Raw genomic sequence first — 19301 nt, forward strand, 5'->3', positions numbered from 1 at the left:
TGGCCTATTGTGTGCCGCCATATATAACGCTTGGATTCCCGCTTATGGAAAATCATCGGTGTTGAAGTTGAACGACATAGGGCCTCAGGCCTATCGCGACGCGATGGCGCATTTTGCCGGCCACGTCCATGTGGTGGCCACCGACGGGCCCGCCGGCAAACGCGGCACGACGGTGATTGCGGCCTGTTCGGTGTCGGACACGCCGCCGACGGTTCTCGTCTGTCTCAACCGCGAGAATGCCAAGAACGAGCTCTTCGTGCAAAACGGCCGGTTTGCGCTGAACACGCTGGCTTCGCACCAGCAGCCGCTATCGGTGGCGTTTTCAGGCCTGACCGGGCTGTCGGCCGATGAGCGTTTCGCGCTTGGCGAGTGGGATGTCATATCGACGGGCGCGCCTACCCTGAAGGGCGCTCTTGCGGTTTTCGACTGCGAATTGATCGACACCAAGGATCTGGCCACCCATCGTGTGCTTTTTGGCAAGGTGACAGGCCTGCGCATGGGCGATAATTTGCGGCCGCTGATCTACCACGCCCGCGACTACCACGTGCTGCAAAGCGGGGCAGAGGCGGCAACGGAGAAAGAATGACCGAGCTGAAACCGCGCCCCGCGCCGCGGACGATCGACGAAACGCTCGATCTCCTGACCGGCGCGGACTACGTCGCGGACCGCTCGCTGGCAACGGTGCTGTTCCTGTCCCTGCGCATGCAGCGGCCGCTGTTCCTTGAAGGGGAGGCCGGCGTCGGCAAGACCGAGATCGCCAAGGTGCTGGCGCACGCACTCGGCCGCCGGCTGATCCGCCTGCAATGCTATGAAGGGCTCGACGTCTCGTCCGCTGTCTATGAGTGGAATTACGCCGCGCAGATGATAGAGATCCGCATGGAGGAGGCGGCAGGCTCGGTCGACCGCTCCGACATGGAGCGCAATGTCTTTTCCGAAAAATACCTGATCCGCCGCCCGGTGCTCGATGCGCTGACCGGCAAGGCGGGTGCGGCCCCGGTGTTCCTGATCGATGAGCTCGACCGCACCGACGAGGCTTTCGAAGCATTCCTGCTCGAAATCCTGTCCGATTTCCAGGTGACGGTGCCCGAGCTCGGCACGATTAAGGCGGAGGAACCGCCGATCGTCATCATCACCACCAACCGCACGCGCGAAATCCACGACGCGCTGAAGCGGCGCTGCCTCTATCACTGGGTCGACTATCCCAATGCCGAGCGCGAGCTGGAGATCGTGCGCCGCAAGGTGCCGCAGGCCAACAGCCGGCTTTCCGCGGAAGTGGTGTCGTTCATCCAGAAGCTGCGCCGGGTCGAGCTGTTCAAGGCGCCGGGTGTCGCCGAAACCATCGACTGGGCCGGCGCGCTGACCGAACTCGACAAGGTGGCGCTTGATCCCGAAACCGTCTCCGACACGATCGGCGTTTTGTTGAAATACCAGGACGACATTGCCCGCATCGGCGCGGGCGAGGGCCGGCGCATCCTCGATGAGGTCAAGGCCGAACTGGCGGCGGCGGAGTAGGGCAGTGAAGGCGCCGGGTGCTTACCCCAAAGAGACCGACCCCAGAGAGGCGACGGAAGACGGGCGCATCGCCGACAACATCGTCTATTTCGCCCGCACCTTGCGCAAATCCGGCATGCGGGTCGGGCCGGCTTCGGTCAAGGATGGGATCGAGGCGGTGCTGGCAGCCGGCATCGGTTCGCGCGACGATTTCTACTGGACGCTGCATGCCGTGCTGGTGTCGCGGCACGAGGATCACCCTGTTTTCGACGAAGCCTTCCGGCTGTTCTGGAAATCGCGCGAGCTGATCGAGAAACTTCTGGCGATGTTCTCGCCTGTGGCGCCCGACACCAGGGAGAAGCAAAAGCCGCGCGCGGCAGAAAACCGCGTCAGCCAGGCCATGTTCGAAGGCCACGAGAAGAATCGGCCGGTCAGGGAAATCCCGGAGATCGAAGTCGACGCCCGGCTAACCTTCTCCGGGAATGAAGTGCTGCGCGGCAAGGACTTTGCCCAGATGAATGCCGACGAGATGGCAGACGCCAAGAAGGCGATTGCCCGGCTGCGGCTGCCGTTCGACATGGTCCGTACCCGACGCTTCAAGGCAGACCTGCATGGCCGCCGTATCGATCCACGCGCCATGATGCGCTCGGCCGCGCGCACCGGCGGCGAACTGATCCTGCCGAAATTCCGTTCCGCCCGCGAGATCCATCCGCCGCTGGTCGTGCTTGCCGACATCTCCGGCTCGATGAGCCAGTACACGCGCATCTTCCTGCACTTTCTGCATGCGCTGACCGAAAAACGGCGGCGCGTGCACACCTTCGTCTTCGGCACGCGACTGACCAATCTCACGCGGCAGATGCGCCATCGCGACCCCGATGCCGCCCTTGCCGACTGCTCGGCGGCGGTGAAGGACTGGTCGGGCGGCACCCGCATCGGCGATACGCTGGCGGAGTTCAACAAGCACTGGTCACGCCGCGTGCTCGGGCAGGGCGCGGTGGTGCTCCTGATCACCGACGGGCTGGAGCGCGACGATGTCGCCGGCCTGTCGGAGGAGATGGATCGCCTGCACAAAACCTGCCGGCGGCTGATCTGGCTGAATCCCCTATTGCGCTTCGACGGTTTCGAGGCCCGCGCCCGCGGCGTCAGAGCGATGCTGCCTCATGTCGACGAGTTCCGCTCGGTACACAATCTCGATGCGCTGGCCGACCTCTGCGCCTCGCTGGACAAGAAATCCGCCGCTTCGGTCGATCCGCGTCGCTGGCTGGACGCTGGTGTCAGGCGCGCCGCATAGCCATATTGGATTCCGAAAACAGGCTCCCAGAGAAAACAGACTTTGAGGCAAGCGATCATGGACAACAGCATCTATCTCGATGAGGCCCGCGACCCCTTGATCATCGCGGAAGGCTGGATGAAGGACGGCAAGGATGTCGCCATCGCCACTGTGGTCGAGACCTGGGGTTCGGCGCCGAGGCCGGCCGGCAGTCATCTGGTCATTGACGCCGAAGGCAATTTTCACGGCTCGGTCTCGGGCGGCTGCGTTGAGGGTACCGTGGTGAGCGAGGCGATGGACGTCATCGACTCGGGGAAAGCGAAGATGCTGGAGTTCGGCGTTGCCGACGAAACCGCCTGGCAGGTCGGCCTGTCCTGCGGCGGCCGCATCAAGGTCTATGTGGAGCGGCTCGGTTAGGCATGGATCCCTACGCTCTCAAAGCCCTCAATGCCGAACGCCGTGCCCGCCGTGCGGCGATCCTGGTGACCGATCTCGGCGACGGCCGCGACCGTATCGTGCGTGAAGGCGATCCCGTCGCCGGCGATCTTGGAGCAGCGATCGCCAAGGCGTTTCGCACTGGCAATTCGGGTTCGGTCGAGGCGGAAGGGCGAACCTTCTTCCTCAACGCGCATTTGCCGCAACCGCGCCTGGTGGTGATCGGCGCCGTCCATATCAGTCAGGCGCTGGCGCCGATGGCCAGGATCGCCGGCTATCCCCTGGAGATCGTCGATCCGCGCACCGCCTTCGCCACCCCGGACCGTTTTCCCGATGTAGCACTCCATGCCGAATGGCCGGAGGATGTGCTGAAGCGCCAGCCGCTCGACAGCTATACGGCGCTCGCCGCCGTAACCCATGATCCGAAGATCGACGATTTCGCACTGAAGGCCGCGCTCGACGCCAACTGTTTCTATGTCGGCGCACTCGGCAGCCGCAAAACACACGCCAGGCGCGTCGAGCGCCTGCTGGCGCTCGGCGCCAGCGCCGACCAGATCGCCCGCATCCACGCACCGATCGGTATCGACATTGGCGCGGCGAGCCCGGCCGAGATCGCCGTCGCCATCCTGGCGCAGACGATCCACGCCTTTCGCTCGCGCGGTCTCGAAGCCAAAGGCGCGGCGGCGTGAAGTTCGGGCCGATCCCGATCGATCAGGCGCAAGGCGCGGTGCTGGCGCATGCCACGACGGCGGGCGAGCGGCGTTTCCGCAAGGCGCACAGGCTGAGCACGCAGGACGTGGCGGTGCTGAAGGCGGCCGGCATTACCGAGATCGTCGTGGCGGTGCTTGCCGCCGATGACCTCAGCGAGGATGCGGCGGCCGAAAAGATTGCTGCCAGCATGGCCCACCGCAACATCGAGGCAAAACCGGCCGCGACCGGCCGCGTCAACCTCCATGCCAAGGCCGCCGGTCTCTTCACCGTCGATGCCGCCATGATCGACGCCATCAATGCGGTCGACCCGACCATCACCATCGCCACGCTGGCGCAGCACGCACCTGTCGAGACGGGGCAAATGGTGGCGACGGTCAAGATCATCCCGTTCGCTGTTGCCACGGCTCTGGTCGACAAGGTGACGAAGATCTGCGCCGGCGGCGAGATCTTCGCCGTCAACGCCTACCATCCGGTGCGCATCGGCGTCATTCAGACGATGCTGCCCGGCATTAAGGCCAGCGTGCTCGACAAGACGCTGCGCGTCACCGAGGCCCGGCTGGCACGCTCCGGCGGTCGGCTGACGACGGAGCGCCGCACGCCGCACGAGATCGCGCCTGTAGCCGAGGCAGCGGCCGCGCTGGCGCGCGACAACGACATGGTGGTGATCTTCGGCGCCTCGGCGATGAGCGATTTCAACGATGTCGTTCCGGCGGCGATCGAGGCAGCAGGTGGCACGGTGACCCGCGCGGGCATGCCCGTCGATCCCGGCAATCTGCTGGTGCTGGGCACGCTCGACGGCAAGCGCGTCATCGGCGCGCCCGGTTGCGCCCGCAGCCCCAAGGAGAACGGTTTCGATTGGGTGCTCGACAGGCTGATCGCCGGCCTCGACGTCACCGCCAAGGACATCGCCGGCATGGGCGTTGGCGGCCTCTTGATGGAAATCCCGACCCGGCCGCAGCCGCGCGAGCCGCTGCCGGCGAGAGCCGGGCTGAAGGTCGAGATCGTGCTTCTGGCCGCCGGTCGCTCCAGCCGCATGGGCGGGCCGAACAAGCTTCTGGCGCTGTTCGACGGCAAACCGCTGGTGCGCCGGACAGTCGAGCGCGCACTGGCCTCGAAGGCAACCAGCACCGTTGTCGTCACCGGCCACCAGCGTGAGCGGGTGCACCAAGCCTTGACCGGCCTCGACGTGATCTTCGCCGACAATCCGGATTTTGCCGACGGCCTGTCCTCGTCTCTAAAAGCCGGCATTGCCCGCGTTGGAGCCGAGGCGGCCGGCGCCATGATCGTCCTCGGCGACATGCCGGGTATCTCATCGGCCGATCTCGACCGGTTGATCGAGGCCTTCCGTAGGGACGGCGGCCGCTCAGTGGTGCGTGCCGCCCATGACGGCCGCCGCGGCAATCCGGTGCTGCTGCCACGCGCGCTGTTTGGAGGCATCGCTCACCTCGAGGGCGACACCGGCGCCCGCCATCTGGTCGAGGCCGAGGGACTGGATGTCATCGACGTCGAGATCGGCGACGGCGCGTCGATCGATGTCGACACCCGCGAGGCGCTGGAAGACGCCGGCGGCGTGCTGCAGGATTGACAAAGCGAAGCCGAAAAACGCATGCCTTTAGCATGGCTCTCTCTTTACTTGCCTCAGCGCTTCTACCCCCCTCTGGCCTGCCGGCCAGGCCGGCAGGNGAGGGGGGCGGCCGCGCTCCATACCCTTCTGGTTTCACTTCTTTTCTTGTTCTCCGCCGCCCACGCCGACGCGCTCGAACTAAAACCCTACAAGGATGACCTCTTCGCCTATCCGGCGACGCTCTCGTCCACGGACAAAGGCGCCTACACCGTCATCGACTATCGCGAGATGCGCGACATCAACGACCGCGACGAGGTGCCGGAAAAGCGCGTGCAGGCTAAGTATACCGACACCGGCGTGCGCAAGGTGCAGCGGGATTTGATGCTGAAAACCGATGCCGGCGATGTCAGGCATGTCGCCGTAGGCAAGACCGAAGGCGCCGGTATCATCGTGCTTTACCTGCACGGGCAGGGCGGCAGCCGCAAGCAGGGCGTCGACGACTTCACCTTCGGCGGCAACTTCAACCGAATCAAGAACCTGATGGCCGGCAATGGCGGCCTCTATCTCTCACCCGATTTCACCGATTTCGGCGACAAGGGCGCGGCCCAGGTCGCGGCGCTGATCGGCCACTATGCCGAGGCCTCGCCGGACGCGAAAATCTTCGTCGCCTGTGGCTCGATGGGCGGCGCGCTGTGCTGGAAGCTGGCCGGCCGCAGCGATACGGGACGGCGCATCAACGGGCTGCTGCTGCTCGGCTCGCTGTGGGATGACAGTTTCCTGTCGAGCCCGGCCTACAGGCGCCATGTGCCGGTGTTCTTCGGCCAGGGCAGCAAGGACCCGGTCTTTCCCGTGGAGAAGCAGGAGGCCTTCTTCCGCTCCATCATTGCGAACTCGAAAGCCTATCCGACCCGGTTCGTCCGGTTCGAGACCGGCACACATGGCACGCCGATCCGCATGGTCGACTGGCGCCAAACGTTGAACTGGATGCTGTCGAAGGCGCCCTGAGGCATATCGCCCAGAGGTGCCCCTTGGTTTTGGCAATCATGGTTCGGCCGATATCCTCTTAGGTGTAGGCTGATATGATCCAACAGATCGGAAGCACAGCGATGGACGACCCACCCCTTCAAGATCCAAATTCCGAACGAACAACTTGGAGATCTCCAGCGCCGGCTTAGCGCAACACGATGGCCAATTCCGCTAAGCGAAGCGGGCTGGAACGATGGGGCCGAGCTGCCGTTCATCAAGCGCCTTGCGGATTACTGGCGAGACCGCTTCGACTGGAGAGTGCAAGAGGCGCGGCTGAACCGGCTGCCGCAGTATCTGACGAGGCTGAACAACCTAGACGTCCACTTTGTCCACCAGCCAGGCAACGGACCGGCGCCGCTGCCGCTGATCATAACGCATGGCTGGCCCGGCTCGTTCATCGAAATGGAACACGTCATTCCATTGCTGGCAGACCCAGCTGCCCATGGTGGTGACCCGGCCGACGCTTTCCACGTGGTAGTTCCCTCCTTGCCCGGATACGGCTTTTCCCAGGCGCCGACGGAACCAGGCTTCCATTCCGGCCGCATCGCGGAGTTATGGGTACAGTTGATGCGCGGGCTCGGCTACGACCGCTTCGCTTCCCAAGGAGGCGACATCGGCGCGGGCGTTTCCGCCTGGATGGCACGGCTCCATTCCGAAAGCGTGCTTGGCGTCCACGTCAATTACATTCCCGGGAGCTATCGGCCACCCTTGGGTGCAGGTCTGCCACCTGTCACCGTTGAGGAGCAGGCCTTTCTGGACAAGGCCGCGGCCTGGACGGCAACGGAGGGCGCCTATGCCCATCTGCAGGGCACGAAGCCTCAGACGCTTGCTTATGCGCTGACAGACTCGCCGATCGGTCTCGCAGCCTGGATGATCGAGAAGTTCCGTAGCTGGAGCGATTGCGACGGTGACGTGGAGCGCACCTTCGGCATGGACACGCTCCTTACGGATGTTTCGCTCTATTGGTTCAGCAACGCGCTCACCTCGTCCTTGCGGCTCTACAAGGAGAATCGACTGTTCCCTCTTGCGTTCGAGACGCTGGAACGCGTTTCGCCGCCATTTGGGGTAGCGCTTTTCCCTCGCGAGTTGCCCATGCCGCCTCGATCCTGGGTGGCGCGGGTCTTTGACGTTCAGCGATGGACATCGATGCCGCGAGGCGGCCATTTCGCTGCGCTGGAGGAACCGAGTCTTCTGGTCCAGGACATTCGCGCCTTCTTCCGGCCGATGCGTTCGCGGTCTGAAACGAGAAGGCGAATGTGAAGGACTGCTTGAGCGCGGCGGTTCCTGATAAGATCCCTACGGCGCGGTGTTGTAGTCGACCACCGTCTGCGGGTTCTCCTCGCCATCGTAAGACGCGTCCACATCATATTGGACGAGGGAAAAATCGCCGTTACGGAACAGGTATATCCCCTTGTCCGAGGCGTCGCCGATGCCGCGCCATTTGTTGAACGTGGTCAGCGTCTTGGCGTCTTCGTCATATTCGGAATTGGCCGCCCAGCCGGATGTGCGGAAGCCGATGATATCCATGCCCAGCAGTTTGCCGTCGCTGTCATTGTTCTCGTAACGGATATCCATTTCGGGCTCGGTGAACTGCAACTGCCGCACGCCCGATACTTCGTCGGTCATGTAGTAGACCGAACTTGCGTTGTAGGCTGCCGCTTGGCAGTAGAACTCGAAAAGCCGCGTTTCCTTGTCGGGATCGCTGGCAGTCGCGTCCTTTGCGTTGTATTTGATCGAAAAGATGTTCGGCTCCTCGCCGAGAAACTGCTTGTCACACTGATCGCCATAATCGGCGGCGAACAGTTTCTTCACGTGCTCGAGTGCGGTGTCCTTCTTCGGTGGCGGCGGCCCGTCACCACAGCTTGGCGGCAGCGCCTCCTCGAAATCGGCCTTGGACGGCTTCAGCGCGCCCTTGTCGATAAAGATCGGGCGGAATGGCGGGGCCTGGATCTGAGCGCTGACCTGGCGCAGCGTGTAGCAGCCGGCGAAAACTGCTTCCTTGCCGTCCTTGTCGGTGGCGCGGATGGCGACCGGGACGCTGTAATAGATGCTGCCGGCCGCACCTTCATCGGAAATGGCGCCGGTTTCCACGTCGACCTTGTCGGTGCCGTCATAGCCCTTGACGAAAGTGTCGAAATCCTTTGCCGGCTTGGTGTAGCCGTAGTAAGCCCAGGCGCGGGCGAATTCGTGCCGGTTGATGGCGCTGTAGAGCGAGCGGATGACCGCTGCGGCATCCGACCTGTCATCGACGTAAGGGGCTTGGTCATCGGCTGCCGGTTCATCGTCGGCGAACACAACCTGGCCGGATGCGGCAAGGGAGCAAAAGGCGGCCGCTGCCAGAAAGACGCGTCTCATCGGAGAATCTCCACCACGGAAGGAGTCTATCATCGAGATTGCGGCGACGTGGTGACGCTTGAAAAATCCTCCGGGAAGGCGCTACGTCCCGCCGTCGGCGCTTCGGCCGCAATGGAGATTTGACGTGACACTATCGATGTATGAAGCCTCGGTGCCGGTGTTTTCGGCCAGGCTGAAGGCGCTGTCCGGCGTGCTGTCGGCGGCCGAACAGAATGCAACCGAGCGCAAGATCGACCCGCAGGTGTTTTTGACCGCGAGGTTGGCGCCCGACATGTACGCGCTGGTCAGGCAGGTGCAGGTCGCCACCGACCACGCCAAGGGCGCGCCATCACGGCTGGCCCGTCGCGAGGTGCCGAAATACGAAGACAATGAAGCGACCTTCGCCGAGCTTCAGGCGCGCCTGACCAAGACGCTCGATCTGCTGGCGTCATTCTCGGCCGCCGAATTCGATGGTTCGGATGAAAGGGTGGTCGAATTGAAGTTTGGCCAGCGCGAGGCTTCGATGCCCGGCATGCAGTATCTGCTGCATGTCGCCATGCCCAACTTCTATTTCCACGTGACCACCGCCTACGACATCCTGCGCCACAATGGCGTGCCGCTGACCAAGGGCGCCTATGTCGGTAATCGTTGACGAATTGCGCGTTGCGAGGTTTCCCGGCCGCTGCCGGGAAACCTCGTATGACGCTGGTTCAGCGCCAAGGCTTACTCAACGCAGTGACATTTCGCGCGCGATGCGCGGGAAATCGGCCGGCTTGACGCCGATGTCGGCGCGGTCGGCATTGCTCATCGAGTGCAGCAGCGCCAGGGCGGAACGATAACGCTGATGCTCCTGCGGACGCGGACGGGCAAACATTTCAGTGAAGAACCCCATGATTCGGCCCCTTGTTGATCCTCCACGGCGCGGAATATAGGAAATTTGTGAAGATTGTGCAGTGCAGCATTTGCATAGCAGCCATGCCAGGCGAATTTTTTTCGGCACAATTGGCCCATGCGATGAAACTTGTGGCGCATCCCTACCGTATGCATAGACGCTGGCACATGGCCGGCTTTTCCTCGCCACTCCTGGCGAATTTCCGGACTGCATGCAAATGCAGTCCGGCTTTTTGTTGGGTCTTGCGCATCGCCAACCGGGCCCGCGCAAGCCTCGCAAACGCCTAAACTGGTTAAGATCAGCGGCATTCATTTTTAACGAGCCGGTTCTATGCTGCGGCCGGCTCTGTTCGCATGCGCAAAACGAGGGGGAGGCTGACATCGGCGCCAAGCGGGATTTCGCTTCCTTGCTCGACGATCTGTTCGTCGCCTCCGACAAGGATGAGGCGGCGGAAGAGACGAGCGCGCGGCCGTCGATCCCGTTCGACTATCTCTCCGTGGCCGACGAGCTTCATTCCGGCCGCATCAAGGTCTCGGGCGAAACATTCGCCGCCGAATACCGCGAGGCGGGAGCCGATCTGGCCGCAGAATTTGCCGCCCTTCTCGATCATGCCAAGCTGGCGCTGGCCAGCGAGGAGGCAAAGCCCGAGGAAAAGCTGCCGCCGATCGACCCTGACGCGATCGCCGTCGAGCTCGGCCTCGATCATCCCGTCAAGAACGCCGATCTCGGCCGCATGCGCCGCAGCTTCGCCTTCGCCAACCACCCCGACCGCGTCGCGCCGCATCTGCGCCAGCGCGCCATGATCCGCATGCAGGTGGCCAATATGCTGATCGATGAGGCCAAGCGGCGCGCGCTGGCCGGCGTCCGGCGCTGACTTTTCCAGGGTTCACGCAAAAGTCGGGTTCCCTGAGGGTTGGAGAGCGGCGCCGCTTTCCCTATACATGCGGCTTCCTCCCCGCGCCGTCCGCGCAAACCTCCCGCCGGAGAAACCCCATGCACAAACGCCGTCTCGGTCGGACCGATCTTCTTGTTACCCAGATCTGCCTGGGGTCGATGACCTGGGGCCAGCAGAACACCGAGGCCGATGGCCATGCGCAGATGGATCTGGCCTTTGCGCGCGGGGTCAATTTCATCGACACGGCCGAGCTCTACCCGATACCGCCCAAGGAGGAGACGCAGGGGCGGACGGAGAAGTTCATCGGCAGCTGGATGAAGGCCAAGGGCAATCGCGACAAGGTCATCCTGGCCTCGAAAGTGGTCGGCCGCACCGCCAACCGCTGGTTTCGTGGCGACCGGCCGTCAAAACTGGTGCGCGCCGACATCTTTGACGCCATCGACAAATCGCTTGCCAAGCTCGGCACCGACTATCTCGACCTCTACCAGATCCACTGGCCGGAGCGCGACATCCCCTGGGGCGCCAACCCGACCCGCGTGGGTGCTGTGCCGCGCCGTGCCGATGCCGTTGGCGCGCCGCCCGGCGAGACGCCGATCGCCGAGACACTCGCAGTCTTCGAGGAACTGGTGAAGGCGGGAAAGATCCGCCATCTCGGCCTGTCGAACGAAAGCTCCTGGGGCGTCATGCGCTTCATCGCCGAGGCCGACAAGGGCGTCGGCCCGCGCATCGTTTCGCTGCAGAACGCCTACAATCTGGTCAACCGTACCTTTGAGGTGAACCTGGCCGAAGTCTGCGGGCGCGAGGATGTCGGCTTCCTCGCCTATTCGCCGCTGGCGCAGGGCTATCTCACCGGCAAATACGACCATGGCGCACGGCCGCAGGGTTCGCGCTCGCAGTTGTTCAACCGCGGCCAGCGCTACGAGACGCCAAATGCGGCGGAGGCGCAGCTCGAATACAACGAACTGGCGCGCTCCTTCGGCCTCGAACCGGCGCTGTTCGCCAACGCCTATGTCGCCAGCCGACCCTTTGTTACCTCCAGCATCATCGGCGCGACGACGATTGCCCAGCTCGAGATGGCGCTGTCCTCAGTCGACGTGACCTGGACCGACGAGATGCAGAAGGCCGTCGACGCGATCCACCAGCGCGTGGGCAATCCTTGTCCGTAAGCGGGCACTCCGGGCGGAATTCCGTAGAAAACACAAGGGGAAGGGGACAGCAATGGATTTTCCGATCGAGACCGTCAGGGGAAAATTTCCGGCGCTGGACCTGACCGACAAAGGCCGCCGGCGCATCTATCTCGACAATCCGGCCGGCACGCAGGTGCCACAGGCGGTTGCCGATGCGGTGGCGCGCTGCCTCCTCACCACCAACGCCAATCTCGGCGGCTATTTCGAAACCACGCTTGCCGCGCAAAAGGTGTTCGACGACGCCCATGAGGCGATGGCCGATTTCCTGGGTGCAGCGAGCGCGGAGGAAATAATCATCGGCGCCAACATGACGACGCTGACCTATCACATGTCGCGCACGCTCGGCCGCGGCTTCAAGCCGGGCGACGAGATCATCGTCACCCGCATGGATCATGAGGGCAATGTCTCGCCCTGGCTGCAACTGGCCGAAGATCTTGGCCTCTTGGTGCGCTTCCTGCCTTTCGACGAGAACAGCTGGCAGCGAGGAGGCGGCGCTCAGCGCTCTGCTTACCGACAGGACAAAACTCGTTGCGCTGAACTATGCCTCGAACCTCACCGGCTCGATCAATCGGGTGAAAGCGCTGACGGCCATCGCCAAACAGGCCGGCGCGGTGGTCTATGTCGACGCCGTGCAGTTCGCGCCGCATGGGCTGGTCGACGTGCAGGATCTCGGCTGCGACTTCCTGATCTGCTCGGCCTACAAATTCTTCGGCCCGCATATGGGCATATTGTGGGGACGCCGCGACATCATCGATGCGCTGCAACCCTACAAATGCCGTTGCTCTTCCAATGGCCTGCCGGAGCGCTTCGAACTCGGCACGCCGCAGATCGAACTGATGGCCGGGCTTACCGCAGCGGTCGATTACTTCGCCGAACTCGGTGCTGCGGCCGGCGAGGGCGGTTCGCGAAGGCAAAAGATCGCAAAGGCATACGAAGTGTCGATCGCCTACGAAAACCCGCTGGCGCTGAGGCTGATCGATGGGCTGTCCGCCATTGAGGGCCTGACCATCCGCGGCATCACCGATCAGAAGCGTGTCATTGAGCGCGTGCCGACCGTGTCCTTCACCGTCGACGGCATCGTGCCAGAGACGATCGTGCGGCAGATGAATGCCGAGAACATTTTTCTATGGTCGGGTCACAACTACGCCTGGGAGATCGTCCACCATCTCGGCATTCCGGCCGAGCAGGGCGTCGTGCGCATCGGTATTGCGCACTACAACACGGCGGCAGAGATCGACGAGACGTTGGAAAGCGTGCACCGGGTGATCGCCATGCTGAGGCAGCAGCGCTAGTCAGCTATCGCTGTTTGCCGCCGAAACCGGTGAGGAACGCCGTGAGATTGTCGCCGAGCGCGTCGCAAAGATAGCCGCCTTCCTGGACGATAACCGTCGGCAGGCCGAGCTTGGCAATTGCCTCGCCGATCCGCGAGAAACCGGGCGTGGTCACCGAAAGCCCGCCGAACGGATCGCCCTCGAACGCATCGAGACCGAGCGCCACGACCAGCGCGTCCGGCGAAAAGGCGCGGATACGCTGGAACGCCACTTCGAGGGCCTCCAGAAACGCCGCGTCGGCTGATTTGCGCGGCAATGGCAGGTTGAAATTATAGCCGAGGCCCGGACCTTCGCCGCGCTCATCGGCATGGCCCCAGAAGAACGGATAGAAGCGCACCGGATCGGCGTGCAGCGACACCGTCAGGACGTCGGAACGCGTATAAAAGATGCCTTGCGTGCCATTGCCGTGATGCAGGTCGACATCGAGGATCACCACCCGCGCTGCCTGCTTGCGCAACACCTGGGCCGCGACCGCTGAATTGTTGATGAAGCAGAAGCCGCCGGCGACATCGGCAAAGGCATGGTGCCCGGGTGGCCGGCAGAGCGCATAGGCGGCGGGCGCGCCAGCCATGACGGTTTCAGCCGCCTCGACCGCGCTCCAGGCGCTCCACAGCGCGCTCTGCCAGGTCTCGGCCGAAATCGGGCAAGCGGTGTCGGCCATGTGGTAGCCGGCCTGGCCGACCGCCGAGGCCGGATAGGACCCTGTGCGGGCCAGTGGATGGATGTTGGGGATGACTTCCGCGGATGCGCTCTCGATGCGCTGCCAGCGCGCAAAAATGTGTTCGAGGAAGGCGAGATACTCCGGCGTATGCACGGCCGCCACCGGGCCTAGGCCATGTTCCCTGGGCCGCTCGATCATCAATCCGGCGGATTTTGCGCCGGCTAACAATCGCTCTACCCGCTCCGGCTGTTCGGGATTGGGCTGCGGCGTACCGCTGGACAGAAAGGCCTTCGGGTCGTGGCGTTTCTGCTCCTCGGCAAAGAAGGCTTTCATTCCGCGTCCCCATCCTGCGCTGCATCGGCAAAGGCGAAAAAGGCATCGCCAACAATCTTCTGCGTCTGCTCGTAGCTCGACCAGGCGATGCCCAGCCGCTCATAAAAAGCCTTGGCGCCGTCATTGTCGGTGTCGACGGACAGCCTGAGATAGGCGCCGCCATCCCGGCGGCAGTCGAGCGCGACCCGGCGCAGCAGTCTTTCGCCGATCTTGCGGCCGCGAAACCGGTCCTCGACATAGAGGTCCTGGATATAGACGCCGGGCCGCCCCATCCATGTCGAGAAGATCGGGAAATGCAGGCAGAGCCCCGCAAAATCGCCGCCGATCTCGGCGATCAGGGTGGAGAAGGCGGGTTTGTCGCCAAAGCCGTAGCGGCGGAGATCGTCGGCAGTGGACGTGATCTCCTGATGCGCGCCGATATGGGTGCCGAGCTTGAGCAGCGCGGCATGGATGGTGTCGACGTCGTCGATGGTGCCGGGGCGGAGGGTGACTGTACTCACGATAGGCAAGGCGCCCAGGCACCCCCCTCTGTCCTGCCGGACATCTCACCCTCAAGGGGGGAGATTGGCAGCTTTGGCGCTGCCATCCATTTTGCAACGATTGAGATTGGCGAAGGCCGCAGTGACATCCGATCTCCCCCCTTGAGGGGGAGATGGCCGGCAGGCCAGAGGGGGGTGTGCCAGAACGCCATCATCGCAGATCAATCATCTCAAAACGCCACCCTATCGCCACCCTTCAGCGCCAGCATCTCGCGCGCCTCGGTCGGCGTTGCGACTTCCAGCGACAACCCGTCGAGAATGGCGCGTATCCTGCGCACCTGATCGGCATTGGATTTCGCCAATTGCCGTCCATCGTAGAGACTGTCCTCCAGCCCGACGCGGACATTGCCGCCCATCGCCGCCGCGATCGAGATCAGGGGCATCTGATGGCGGCCGGCGGCGAGCACCGAGAACTGGTAGCTGTCGCCGAACAGCTTGTCGGCGATGCGCTTCATATGGATGAGATTGTCGGGATCGGCGCCGATGCCGCCGAGAATGCCGAGCACGAACTGGATGAACAGCGGCCCCGACACCAGCCCGCGGTCGCGAAAATGCGCCAGCGAATAGAGATGGCCGACATCGTAGCATTCGAACTCAAAGCGCGTGCCGCAGCCCTTGCCGAGCTTTTCGAGCACGCCTTCCATATCGGCAAAGGTGTTCTTGAAGACGGTGTCGCGCGTGGCTTCGAGCAGCTTTGGTTCCCACTCGTGCTGCCACTCCCTTGGCTTGTCGAGCATCGGGAACAGCGCGAAATTCATCGAGCCCATGTTGAGCGAGCACATTTCCGGCTCGGCCCGCAGTGGTGCCGCCAGCCGCTGGTCGAGCGTCATCAGCGACGAACCGCCGGTGGTGATGTTGATCACCGCATCGGTCGCTTGCTTGATGCGCGGCAGGAACTGCATGAACACCTCAGGATCGGCGGTCGGCCGGCCGTCTTTGGGATCGCGGGCGTGGAGATGCAGGATTGAGGCGCCAGCCTCGGCCGCCGCGATGGCGTCGGTCGCGATCTGGTCCGGCGTCACCGGCAGATAGGGCGACATGGACGGGGTGTGCACCGAGCCAGTGACCGCGCAGGTGATGATGACTTTCCTCGGCGCCATTCTTTAGCCCTCAGCCTTCGACCGGCAGGTCGAGTTCGGCGGCCAGAACTTCCAGCGAATCGCCGATGATGGAAATGATCTCGCCGACCTCTTCAGCCGTGACGATCATCGGCGGCGCCACCATGAAATTGTCGCCGTCGACACCGCCCTTGACCCTGCGGCCGTAGATGATCAGCCCGCGCTCGTAGGCGAGGTCGAGCAGGCGCTGCGTGGCTTTCTTGCCCTGTTCGATCGGCCGTAGAGTTTCGGGATCGGCAACCATCTCGGCGCCGGTGAGCAGGCCTTTGCCTCGGACATCGGCGATGAACGGAAAACGCTTCGCCAGCCCTTTCAGCCCGTCCATCAGCACGTCGCCCATCGCGGCGGCATTGGCGATCAGGTCGAGGCGGTCCATCTCGCCGAGCACGGCGAGCCCGGCCGCGCAGGCGAGCGGATTGCCAGCATAGGTGTGGCCATGCTGGAAGCCGCCCGACGCCAGCAGCGGCTCGACCAGCCGCATCGGGGCGGCCAGCGCGCCGAGCGGCGCATAGCCGGAGCCAAGCCCCTTCGACAGCGCGACGATGTCGGGCTTGCAGTTCCAATGGTCGCCGCCAAGGAATTTTCCGGTGCGGCCGGCGCCGCTCATCACTTCATCATGGATGAGCAGGATGCCGTAGCGGTCGCAGATCTCGCGTATACGCGGATAATAGCTGTCCGGTGCGACGAGGGCCGAAGTCGCCGCACCGCCGATCGGCTCCATGATGAAGGCGAGCACGCTGTCCGGGCCCTCGGCCTGGATCTTCTCCTCCAGCATGTCGGCATAGCGGACGCCGCGCTGCTCCATCGAAAGATTGTCGCGGTCGCGCCATGCCGTCGGCGCCGGCACGGTCGGCATCACCCGCATCATCGGTGTGAACGTTTCGGCCAGCGCATCGTCGCCGGTTATCGAAAGCGAACCCAGCGTGCCGCCATGATAGGAGGGAAAACGCGTGATAACCTTCCAGCGCTTCGGCTGGCCGGTCGCGACCGCCCATTGCCGCGCCAGCTTGATGCAGGATTCCGTCGCCTCCGAACCGCCGGAGACGAAGAAGATTCGGTCCATGCCCTCCGGCAGTTTGCCGGCGAGCTCCCGCGCCAGTTCTTCCGCCGGTTCGTTCTCGAAATGCAGCCGGTAGGCGAAGGTGGCGCGGTCCATCTGCCGCTTCATGGCATCGAGCACGTTGCGGTTGGAGTGACCGATATTGGCGACCATCGGCCCGCTCGATCCGTCGATGAAGCGGCGGCCGTCCTGCGTCCACATATAGATGCCTTCGGCGCGGTCGATCAGCGGCCGGCGCAGGCTGGAGAGGTAGAACAGGTGCGATGGCGCGCGCGTTTCTGAACCAGTTGATGAGGGCTTCTGCATGTCAGGACTTTCCGAGGTAGCGATCGATTACATTCCTGGTCACGCGCTCGACCATCGGATCCTGCCTGAGCAGGCCGGCCACCCATTCGCAGCTTCCGGCGTGGAAAACCTCGCCCTTGCCGCGCGGGAAATTGACGATCATGCCGTTGCCGCGTTTGACTTTTTCCAGATTGGCGTCGGTCGCCTCGCCAAATAGCGTTTCGGCCGTAAAGCGGCCATCCTCGTCGGTGAGAAACTGGTCCTCGATCGGGATGTCGGCGCTTTCCTCGACCTGGCTCGCCATGCCGACGGCCAGCACCTGCAGCCCGTCAGGCGCACCGCTGTCCGGTGTCGGATAGGGCAGGCCGCCGCGGATCTCGAAATCGAGCCCGTCGACCTCATAGCCATAGACATGACTGTCGGCGCCAAGCAGGTCGCCATAGTACATGCCGGTGCCGGCAAAGGCCCAGTGCTCGGGCCGATAGACCGGAAAGCCGCGCATGCCGCGCGGTGCGCATCCGCCCCAGCCGGCATAGACGCCGCGCGTCGCGTTGAGGCCGAACGTCATTGCGCCGGGACGACCGATCTCAGGCGCTTCCCAGGAGTTGGTGGCGCGGGTGACGTCGCCGCCATAGGCCGGGTCTTCGGCGCGCGCCCGGTATTTGTAGCAGACCTGCCGCCGGCCTTCGTCCTCGAGCCTGGTCTGCCACATGAAATTGCCGGCAAAGCGCGCCGCATGACCGCCGCGCTCGACGTAGCTGTCGACGGCGTCTCGCATTTCCCAGGTCCAGTACTCGTCATGGCCGACGAAGACCACACAGTCGTAGCCGTCGAGAATCTCGGGCGAGAAGTGCAAATCGTGCTGGCTGGCGAGATCGACGCCATAGCCGGCCCGCTCGGCAAAGCGGAAGAAGTGGCTGTCATAGCTCGCCCAGCCGGAGGAGGTGTATTTCTTCGAATGTCCGGTGGCGTACGCCCATTCCATGTGCGGATAGCGCGGCACTGTTTTCGGCGGCACCGCAACCTCCAGCGGCACGCGCGGCGCATCCTTGGGCAGCACCACGANGATAGCGCGGCACTGTTTTCGGCGGCACCGCAACCTCCAGCGGCACGCGCGGCGCATCCTTGGGCAGCACCACGAAGCCGCGGCACCAGGGCCGCTGCGTCGACACCATGCGCGCATATTGGTCGCGGCCCGGGCCGGTGATGCCCTGATAGGCGTTGGAGCCGCCCCAGGTGTTGTAGGACAGCCAGGTGCCCGTCGCCGCCACCTGCAGCACGCGACCGGGCTTTTTGCCGGGCAGGGGCGCGACGATGATGAGGTGGTGGCAGTGGATCGGCTTGCCGTCGCCGCCGTCCGCCGTCAGCGTCAGCCGGTAGGCGCCGGACGGCCAATCCTTGCCGATGCTGAATTGAAACGACGCCTCCCAGCCGCAGCCTTCGACCGAGCACTGGTCGGGCGTATCCTGCCAGCGCGCCGAAAGCCCCGTTTGCTCGAAGACTTTTGTCTCGCTGCCGCCGTCGCGGACAATGACAATGCTGAAGCGCGGCACTCTCGAACTGACATGCAGCGTCACGGTCTCGCCGGCGCGGTAGGAAAAGCGGTTGGAATAACACCAGATCTCGCCGCGCTCGCCGTCCATTCCCGGCCATTCATAGTAATGGCCGCGCACTGCCTCGCGGCGCTGCTCGGGCGTCAGTCCGAAATCGGGAAATTCGGTCGGCAGTTGGGTCATGAACACCGGAAAAGTGACAGGCCGCCATTTCGGCCATCTGCCGGCCAAGCGTCAAATGGAAACGATCGGGCCAGCAATTGCATACGACACAATTGCTTGGCCGCTCTTGGCCGCACCCGGCAAACCGACTATCTCAGGCGAGGCGGCATTTTCCGCCTCGGGAGCCGGTATGCTGAGAGTGCAGAAGGTCAAGGTCGACGAAATCTACGTGCCGACGGCGCGCAAGAAGACGCTGCATCCCGAAACGGTCCGGCATCTGGCCGAAGACATACTGGAAAACGGCATGAAGACGCCGATCCAGGTTCGCCATGACGGCAAGCGCCACATCCTGGTCGAGGGCCTGCACCGGCTGGAAGCCGCCAAATGGCTCGGCGAGACCGAGATCGACGCCTATCTGGTGCAAGCCAAGCGCCACTGAGGCGCGCGACCGATC

The 19301-nt window shown here is 63.7% G+C and carries 18 protein-coding genes and 2 pseudogenes; 13 read left to right on the plus strand and 7 right to left on the minus strand.

Features of this window, described 5'->3' with window-relative positions; genetic code table 11:
* Window positions 1-58 precede the first annotated feature (58 nt).
* The 8 genes from X733_RS144350 (at window position 59) to X733_RS144315 (ending at window position 7757) form a co-directional block, all read left to right on the plus strand.
* Window positions 59-586 carry a flavin reductase gene (locus X733_RS144350; protein WP_023819443.1) on the plus strand — a complete coding sequence of 176 codons (528 nt, stop codon included), beginning with the start codon at window positions 59-61 and terminating at the stop codon, window positions 584-586.
* Window positions 583-1512, plus strand: coding sequence for a MoxR family ATPase (locus X733_RS144345; RefSeq protein WP_023743124.1), 930 nt, complete (start codon window positions 583-585; stop codon window positions 1510-1512). The genes X733_RS144350 and X733_RS144345 overlap by 4 nt, the downstream gene beginning before the upstream one ends.
* A 4-nt stretch (window positions 1513-1516) precedes the next feature.
* Window positions 1517-2782, plus strand: coding sequence for a VWA domain-containing protein (locus X733_RS144340; protein ID WP_023819444.1), 1266 nt, complete (start codon window positions 1517-1519; stop codon window positions 2780-2782).
* 57 nt (window positions 2783-2839) lie between these two features.
* Complete coding sequence (locus X733_RS144335; protein ID WP_023669077.1) at window positions 2840-3178, plus strand: XdhC family protein; 339 nt, start codon at window positions 2840-2842, stop codon at window positions 3176-3178.
* A gap of 2 nt (window positions 3179-3180) precedes the next feature.
* Entirely contained in the window at window positions 3181-3885 is a 705-nt protein-coding gene (locus X733_RS144330; RefSeq protein WP_023819445.1) for an XdhC family protein, read from the plus strand.
* Window positions 3882-5492 (plus strand): molybdopterin-binding/glycosyltransferase family 2 protein, encoded by a 1611-nt coding sequence (locus X733_RS144325; protein ID WP_023819446.1) that lies wholly within the window; start codon window positions 3882-3884, stop codon window positions 5490-5492. The genes X733_RS144330 and X733_RS144325 overlap by 4 nt, the downstream gene beginning before the upstream one ends.
* Before the next feature lie 144 nt (window positions 5493-5636).
* A complete protein-coding gene (locus X733_RS144320; protein ID WP_023819447.1) occupies window positions 5637-6476 on the plus strand; it encodes a phospholipase in 840 nt (279 codons plus the stop codon).
* Between the two features lie 123 nt (window positions 6477-6599).
* Window positions 6600-7757, plus strand: coding sequence for an epoxide hydrolase family protein (locus tag X733_RS144315; protein ID WP_031193709.1), 1158 nt, complete (start codon window positions 6600-6602; stop codon window positions 7755-7757).
* 36 nt (window positions 7758-7793) lie between these two features.
* Here X733_RS144315 and X733_RS144310 read toward each other — a convergent pair whose 3' ends face one another.
* Entirely contained in the window at window positions 7794-8852 is a 1059-nt protein-coding gene (locus tag X733_RS144310) for a DUF1176 domain-containing protein (RefSeq protein WP_023819449.1), read from the minus strand.
* Window positions 8853-8976: 124 nt separating this feature from the next.
* Between X733_RS144310 and X733_RS144305 the strand changes: the two genes are divergently transcribed.
* Complete coding sequence (locus X733_RS144305) at window positions 8977-9483, plus strand: DUF1993 family protein (protein ID WP_023819450.1); 507 nt, start codon at window positions 8977-8979, stop codon at window positions 9481-9483.
* A gap of 75 nt (window positions 9484-9558) precedes the next feature.
* On the opposite strand, the gene X733_RS1000000168485 is transcribed toward X733_RS144305, so the two are convergent.
* Window positions 9559-9723, minus strand: a complete 165-nt coding sequence (locus X733_RS1000000168485) for a hypothetical protein (protein WP_023690170.1) — start codon at window positions 9721-9723, stop codon at window positions 9559-9561.
* Between the two features lie 406 nt (window positions 9724-10129).
* On the opposite strand from X733_RS1000000168485, the gene X733_RS144300 reads away from it, so the two are divergent.
* From X733_RS144300 to X733_RS01000000166470, 3 genes and pseudogenes are all read left to right on the plus strand, one after another.
* Complete coding sequence (locus tag X733_RS144300; RefSeq protein WP_023819451.1) at window positions 10130-10597, plus strand: hypothetical protein; 468 nt, start codon at window positions 10130-10132, stop codon at window positions 10595-10597.
* Window positions 10598-10716: 119 nt separating this feature from the next.
* Complete coding sequence (locus tag X733_RS144295) at window positions 10717-11784, plus strand: aldo/keto reductase (protein WP_023690168.1); 1068 nt, start codon at window positions 10717-10719, stop codon at window positions 11782-11784.
* Window positions 11785-11836: 52 nt separating this feature from the next.
* A pseudogene (locus tag X733_RS01000000166470) lies at window positions 11837-13097 on the plus strand (cysteine desulfurase-like protein).
* A 4-nt stretch (window positions 13098-13101) separates the two neighbouring features.
* Here the strand turns inward: X733_RS01000000166470 and X733_RS144290 are convergent.
* The 5 genes and pseudogenes from X733_RS144290 to X733_RS01000000166475 all read right to left on the minus strand — a co-directional run bounded on the left by X733_RS144290 (window position 13102) and on the right by X733_RS01000000166475 (window position 18868).
* On the minus strand, window positions 13102-14130 hold the full coding sequence (locus X733_RS144290) for a histone deacetylase family protein (protein ID WP_023708623.1): 1029 nt from the start codon (window positions 14128-14130) through the stop codon (window positions 13102-13104).
* Window positions 14127-14630: a GNAT family N-acetyltransferase gene (locus tag X733_RS144285; RefSeq protein ID WP_031193711.1), complete on the minus strand. Its 504-nt coding sequence runs from the start codon at window positions 14628-14630 to the stop codon at window positions 14127-14129. The genes X733_RS144290 and X733_RS144285 overlap by 4 nt, the downstream gene beginning before the upstream one ends.
* A gap of 209 nt (window positions 14631-14839) precedes the next feature.
* Window positions 14840-15769 (minus strand): 3-keto-5-aminohexanoate cleavage protein, encoded by a 930-nt coding sequence (locus tag X733_RS144280; RefSeq protein ID WP_023706488.1) that lies wholly within the window; start codon window positions 15767-15769, stop codon window positions 14840-14842.
* Window positions 15770-15779: 10 nt separating this feature from the next.
* Window positions 15780-17153 carry an aspartate aminotransferase family protein gene (locus X733_RS144275; RefSeq protein WP_023690163.1) on the minus strand — a complete coding sequence of 458 codons (1374 nt, stop codon included), beginning with the start codon at window positions 17151-17153 and terminating at the stop codon, window positions 15780-15782.
* A gap of 1 nt (window position 17154) precedes the next feature.
* Window positions 17155-18868: pseudogene (locus X733_RS01000000166475) on the minus strand (N,N-dimethylformamidase beta subunit family domain-containing protein).
* A gap of 169 nt (window positions 18869-19037) precedes the next feature.
* Between X733_RS01000000166475 and X733_RS1000000171530 the strand changes: the two are divergent.
* The gene (locus X733_RS1000000171530) at window positions 19038-19286 is read left to right on the plus strand and encodes a ParB N-terminal domain-containing protein (protein ID WP_023669061.1); all 249 of its coding nucleotides are present in this window, start codon (window positions 19038-19040) and stop codon (window positions 19284-19286) included.
* Window positions 19287-19301: the final 15 nt, after the last annotated feature.

It is taken from the genome of Mesorhizobium sp. L2C066B000, assembly GCF_000502335.1.
In the GTDB taxonomy this organism is placed as follows: domain Bacteria; phylum Pseudomonadota; class Alphaproteobacteria; order Rhizobiales; family Rhizobiaceae; genus Mesorhizobium.

Coding starts and splice junctions, on each gene's coding strand:
- X733_RS144345 (WP_023743124.1), top strand. CDS start 583: ATGACCGAGCTGAAACCGCGCCCCGCGCCGCGGACGATCGACGAAACG.
- X733_RS144335 (WP_023669077.1), top strand. CDS start 2,840: ATGGACAACAGCATCTATCTCGATGAGGCCCGCGACCCCTTGATCATC.
- X733_RS144330 (WP_023819445.1), top strand. CDS start 3,181: ATGGATCCCTACGCTCTCAAAGCCCTCAATGCCGAACGCCGTGCCCGC.
- X733_RS144310 (WP_023819449.1), bottom strand. CDS start 8,852: ATGAGACGCGTCTTTCTGGCAGCGGCCGCCTTTTGCTCCCTTGCCGCA.
- X733_RS1000000168485 (WP_023690170.1), bottom strand. CDS start 9,723: ATGGGGTTCTTCACTGAAATGTTTGCCCGTCCGCGTCCGCAGGAGCAT.
- X733_RS144295 (WP_023690168.1), top strand. CDS start 10,717: ATGCACAAACGCCGTCTCGGTCGGACCGATCTTCTTGTTACCCAGATC.
- X733_RS144290 (WP_023708623.1), bottom strand. CDS start 14,130: ATGAAAGCCTTCTTTGCCGAGGAGCAGAAACGCCACGACCCGAAGGCC.
- X733_RS144280 (WP_023706488.1), bottom strand. CDS start 15,769: ATGGCGCCGAGGAAAGTCATCATCACCTGCGCGGTCACTGGCTCGGTG.
- X733_RS144275 (WP_023690163.1), bottom strand. CDS start 17,153: ATGCAGAAGCCCTCATCAACTGGTTCAGAAACGCGCGCGCCATCGCAC.
- X733_RS1000000171530 (WP_023669061.1), top strand. CDS start 19,038: ATGCTGAGAGTGCAGAAGGTCAAGGTCGACGAAATCTACGTGCCGACG.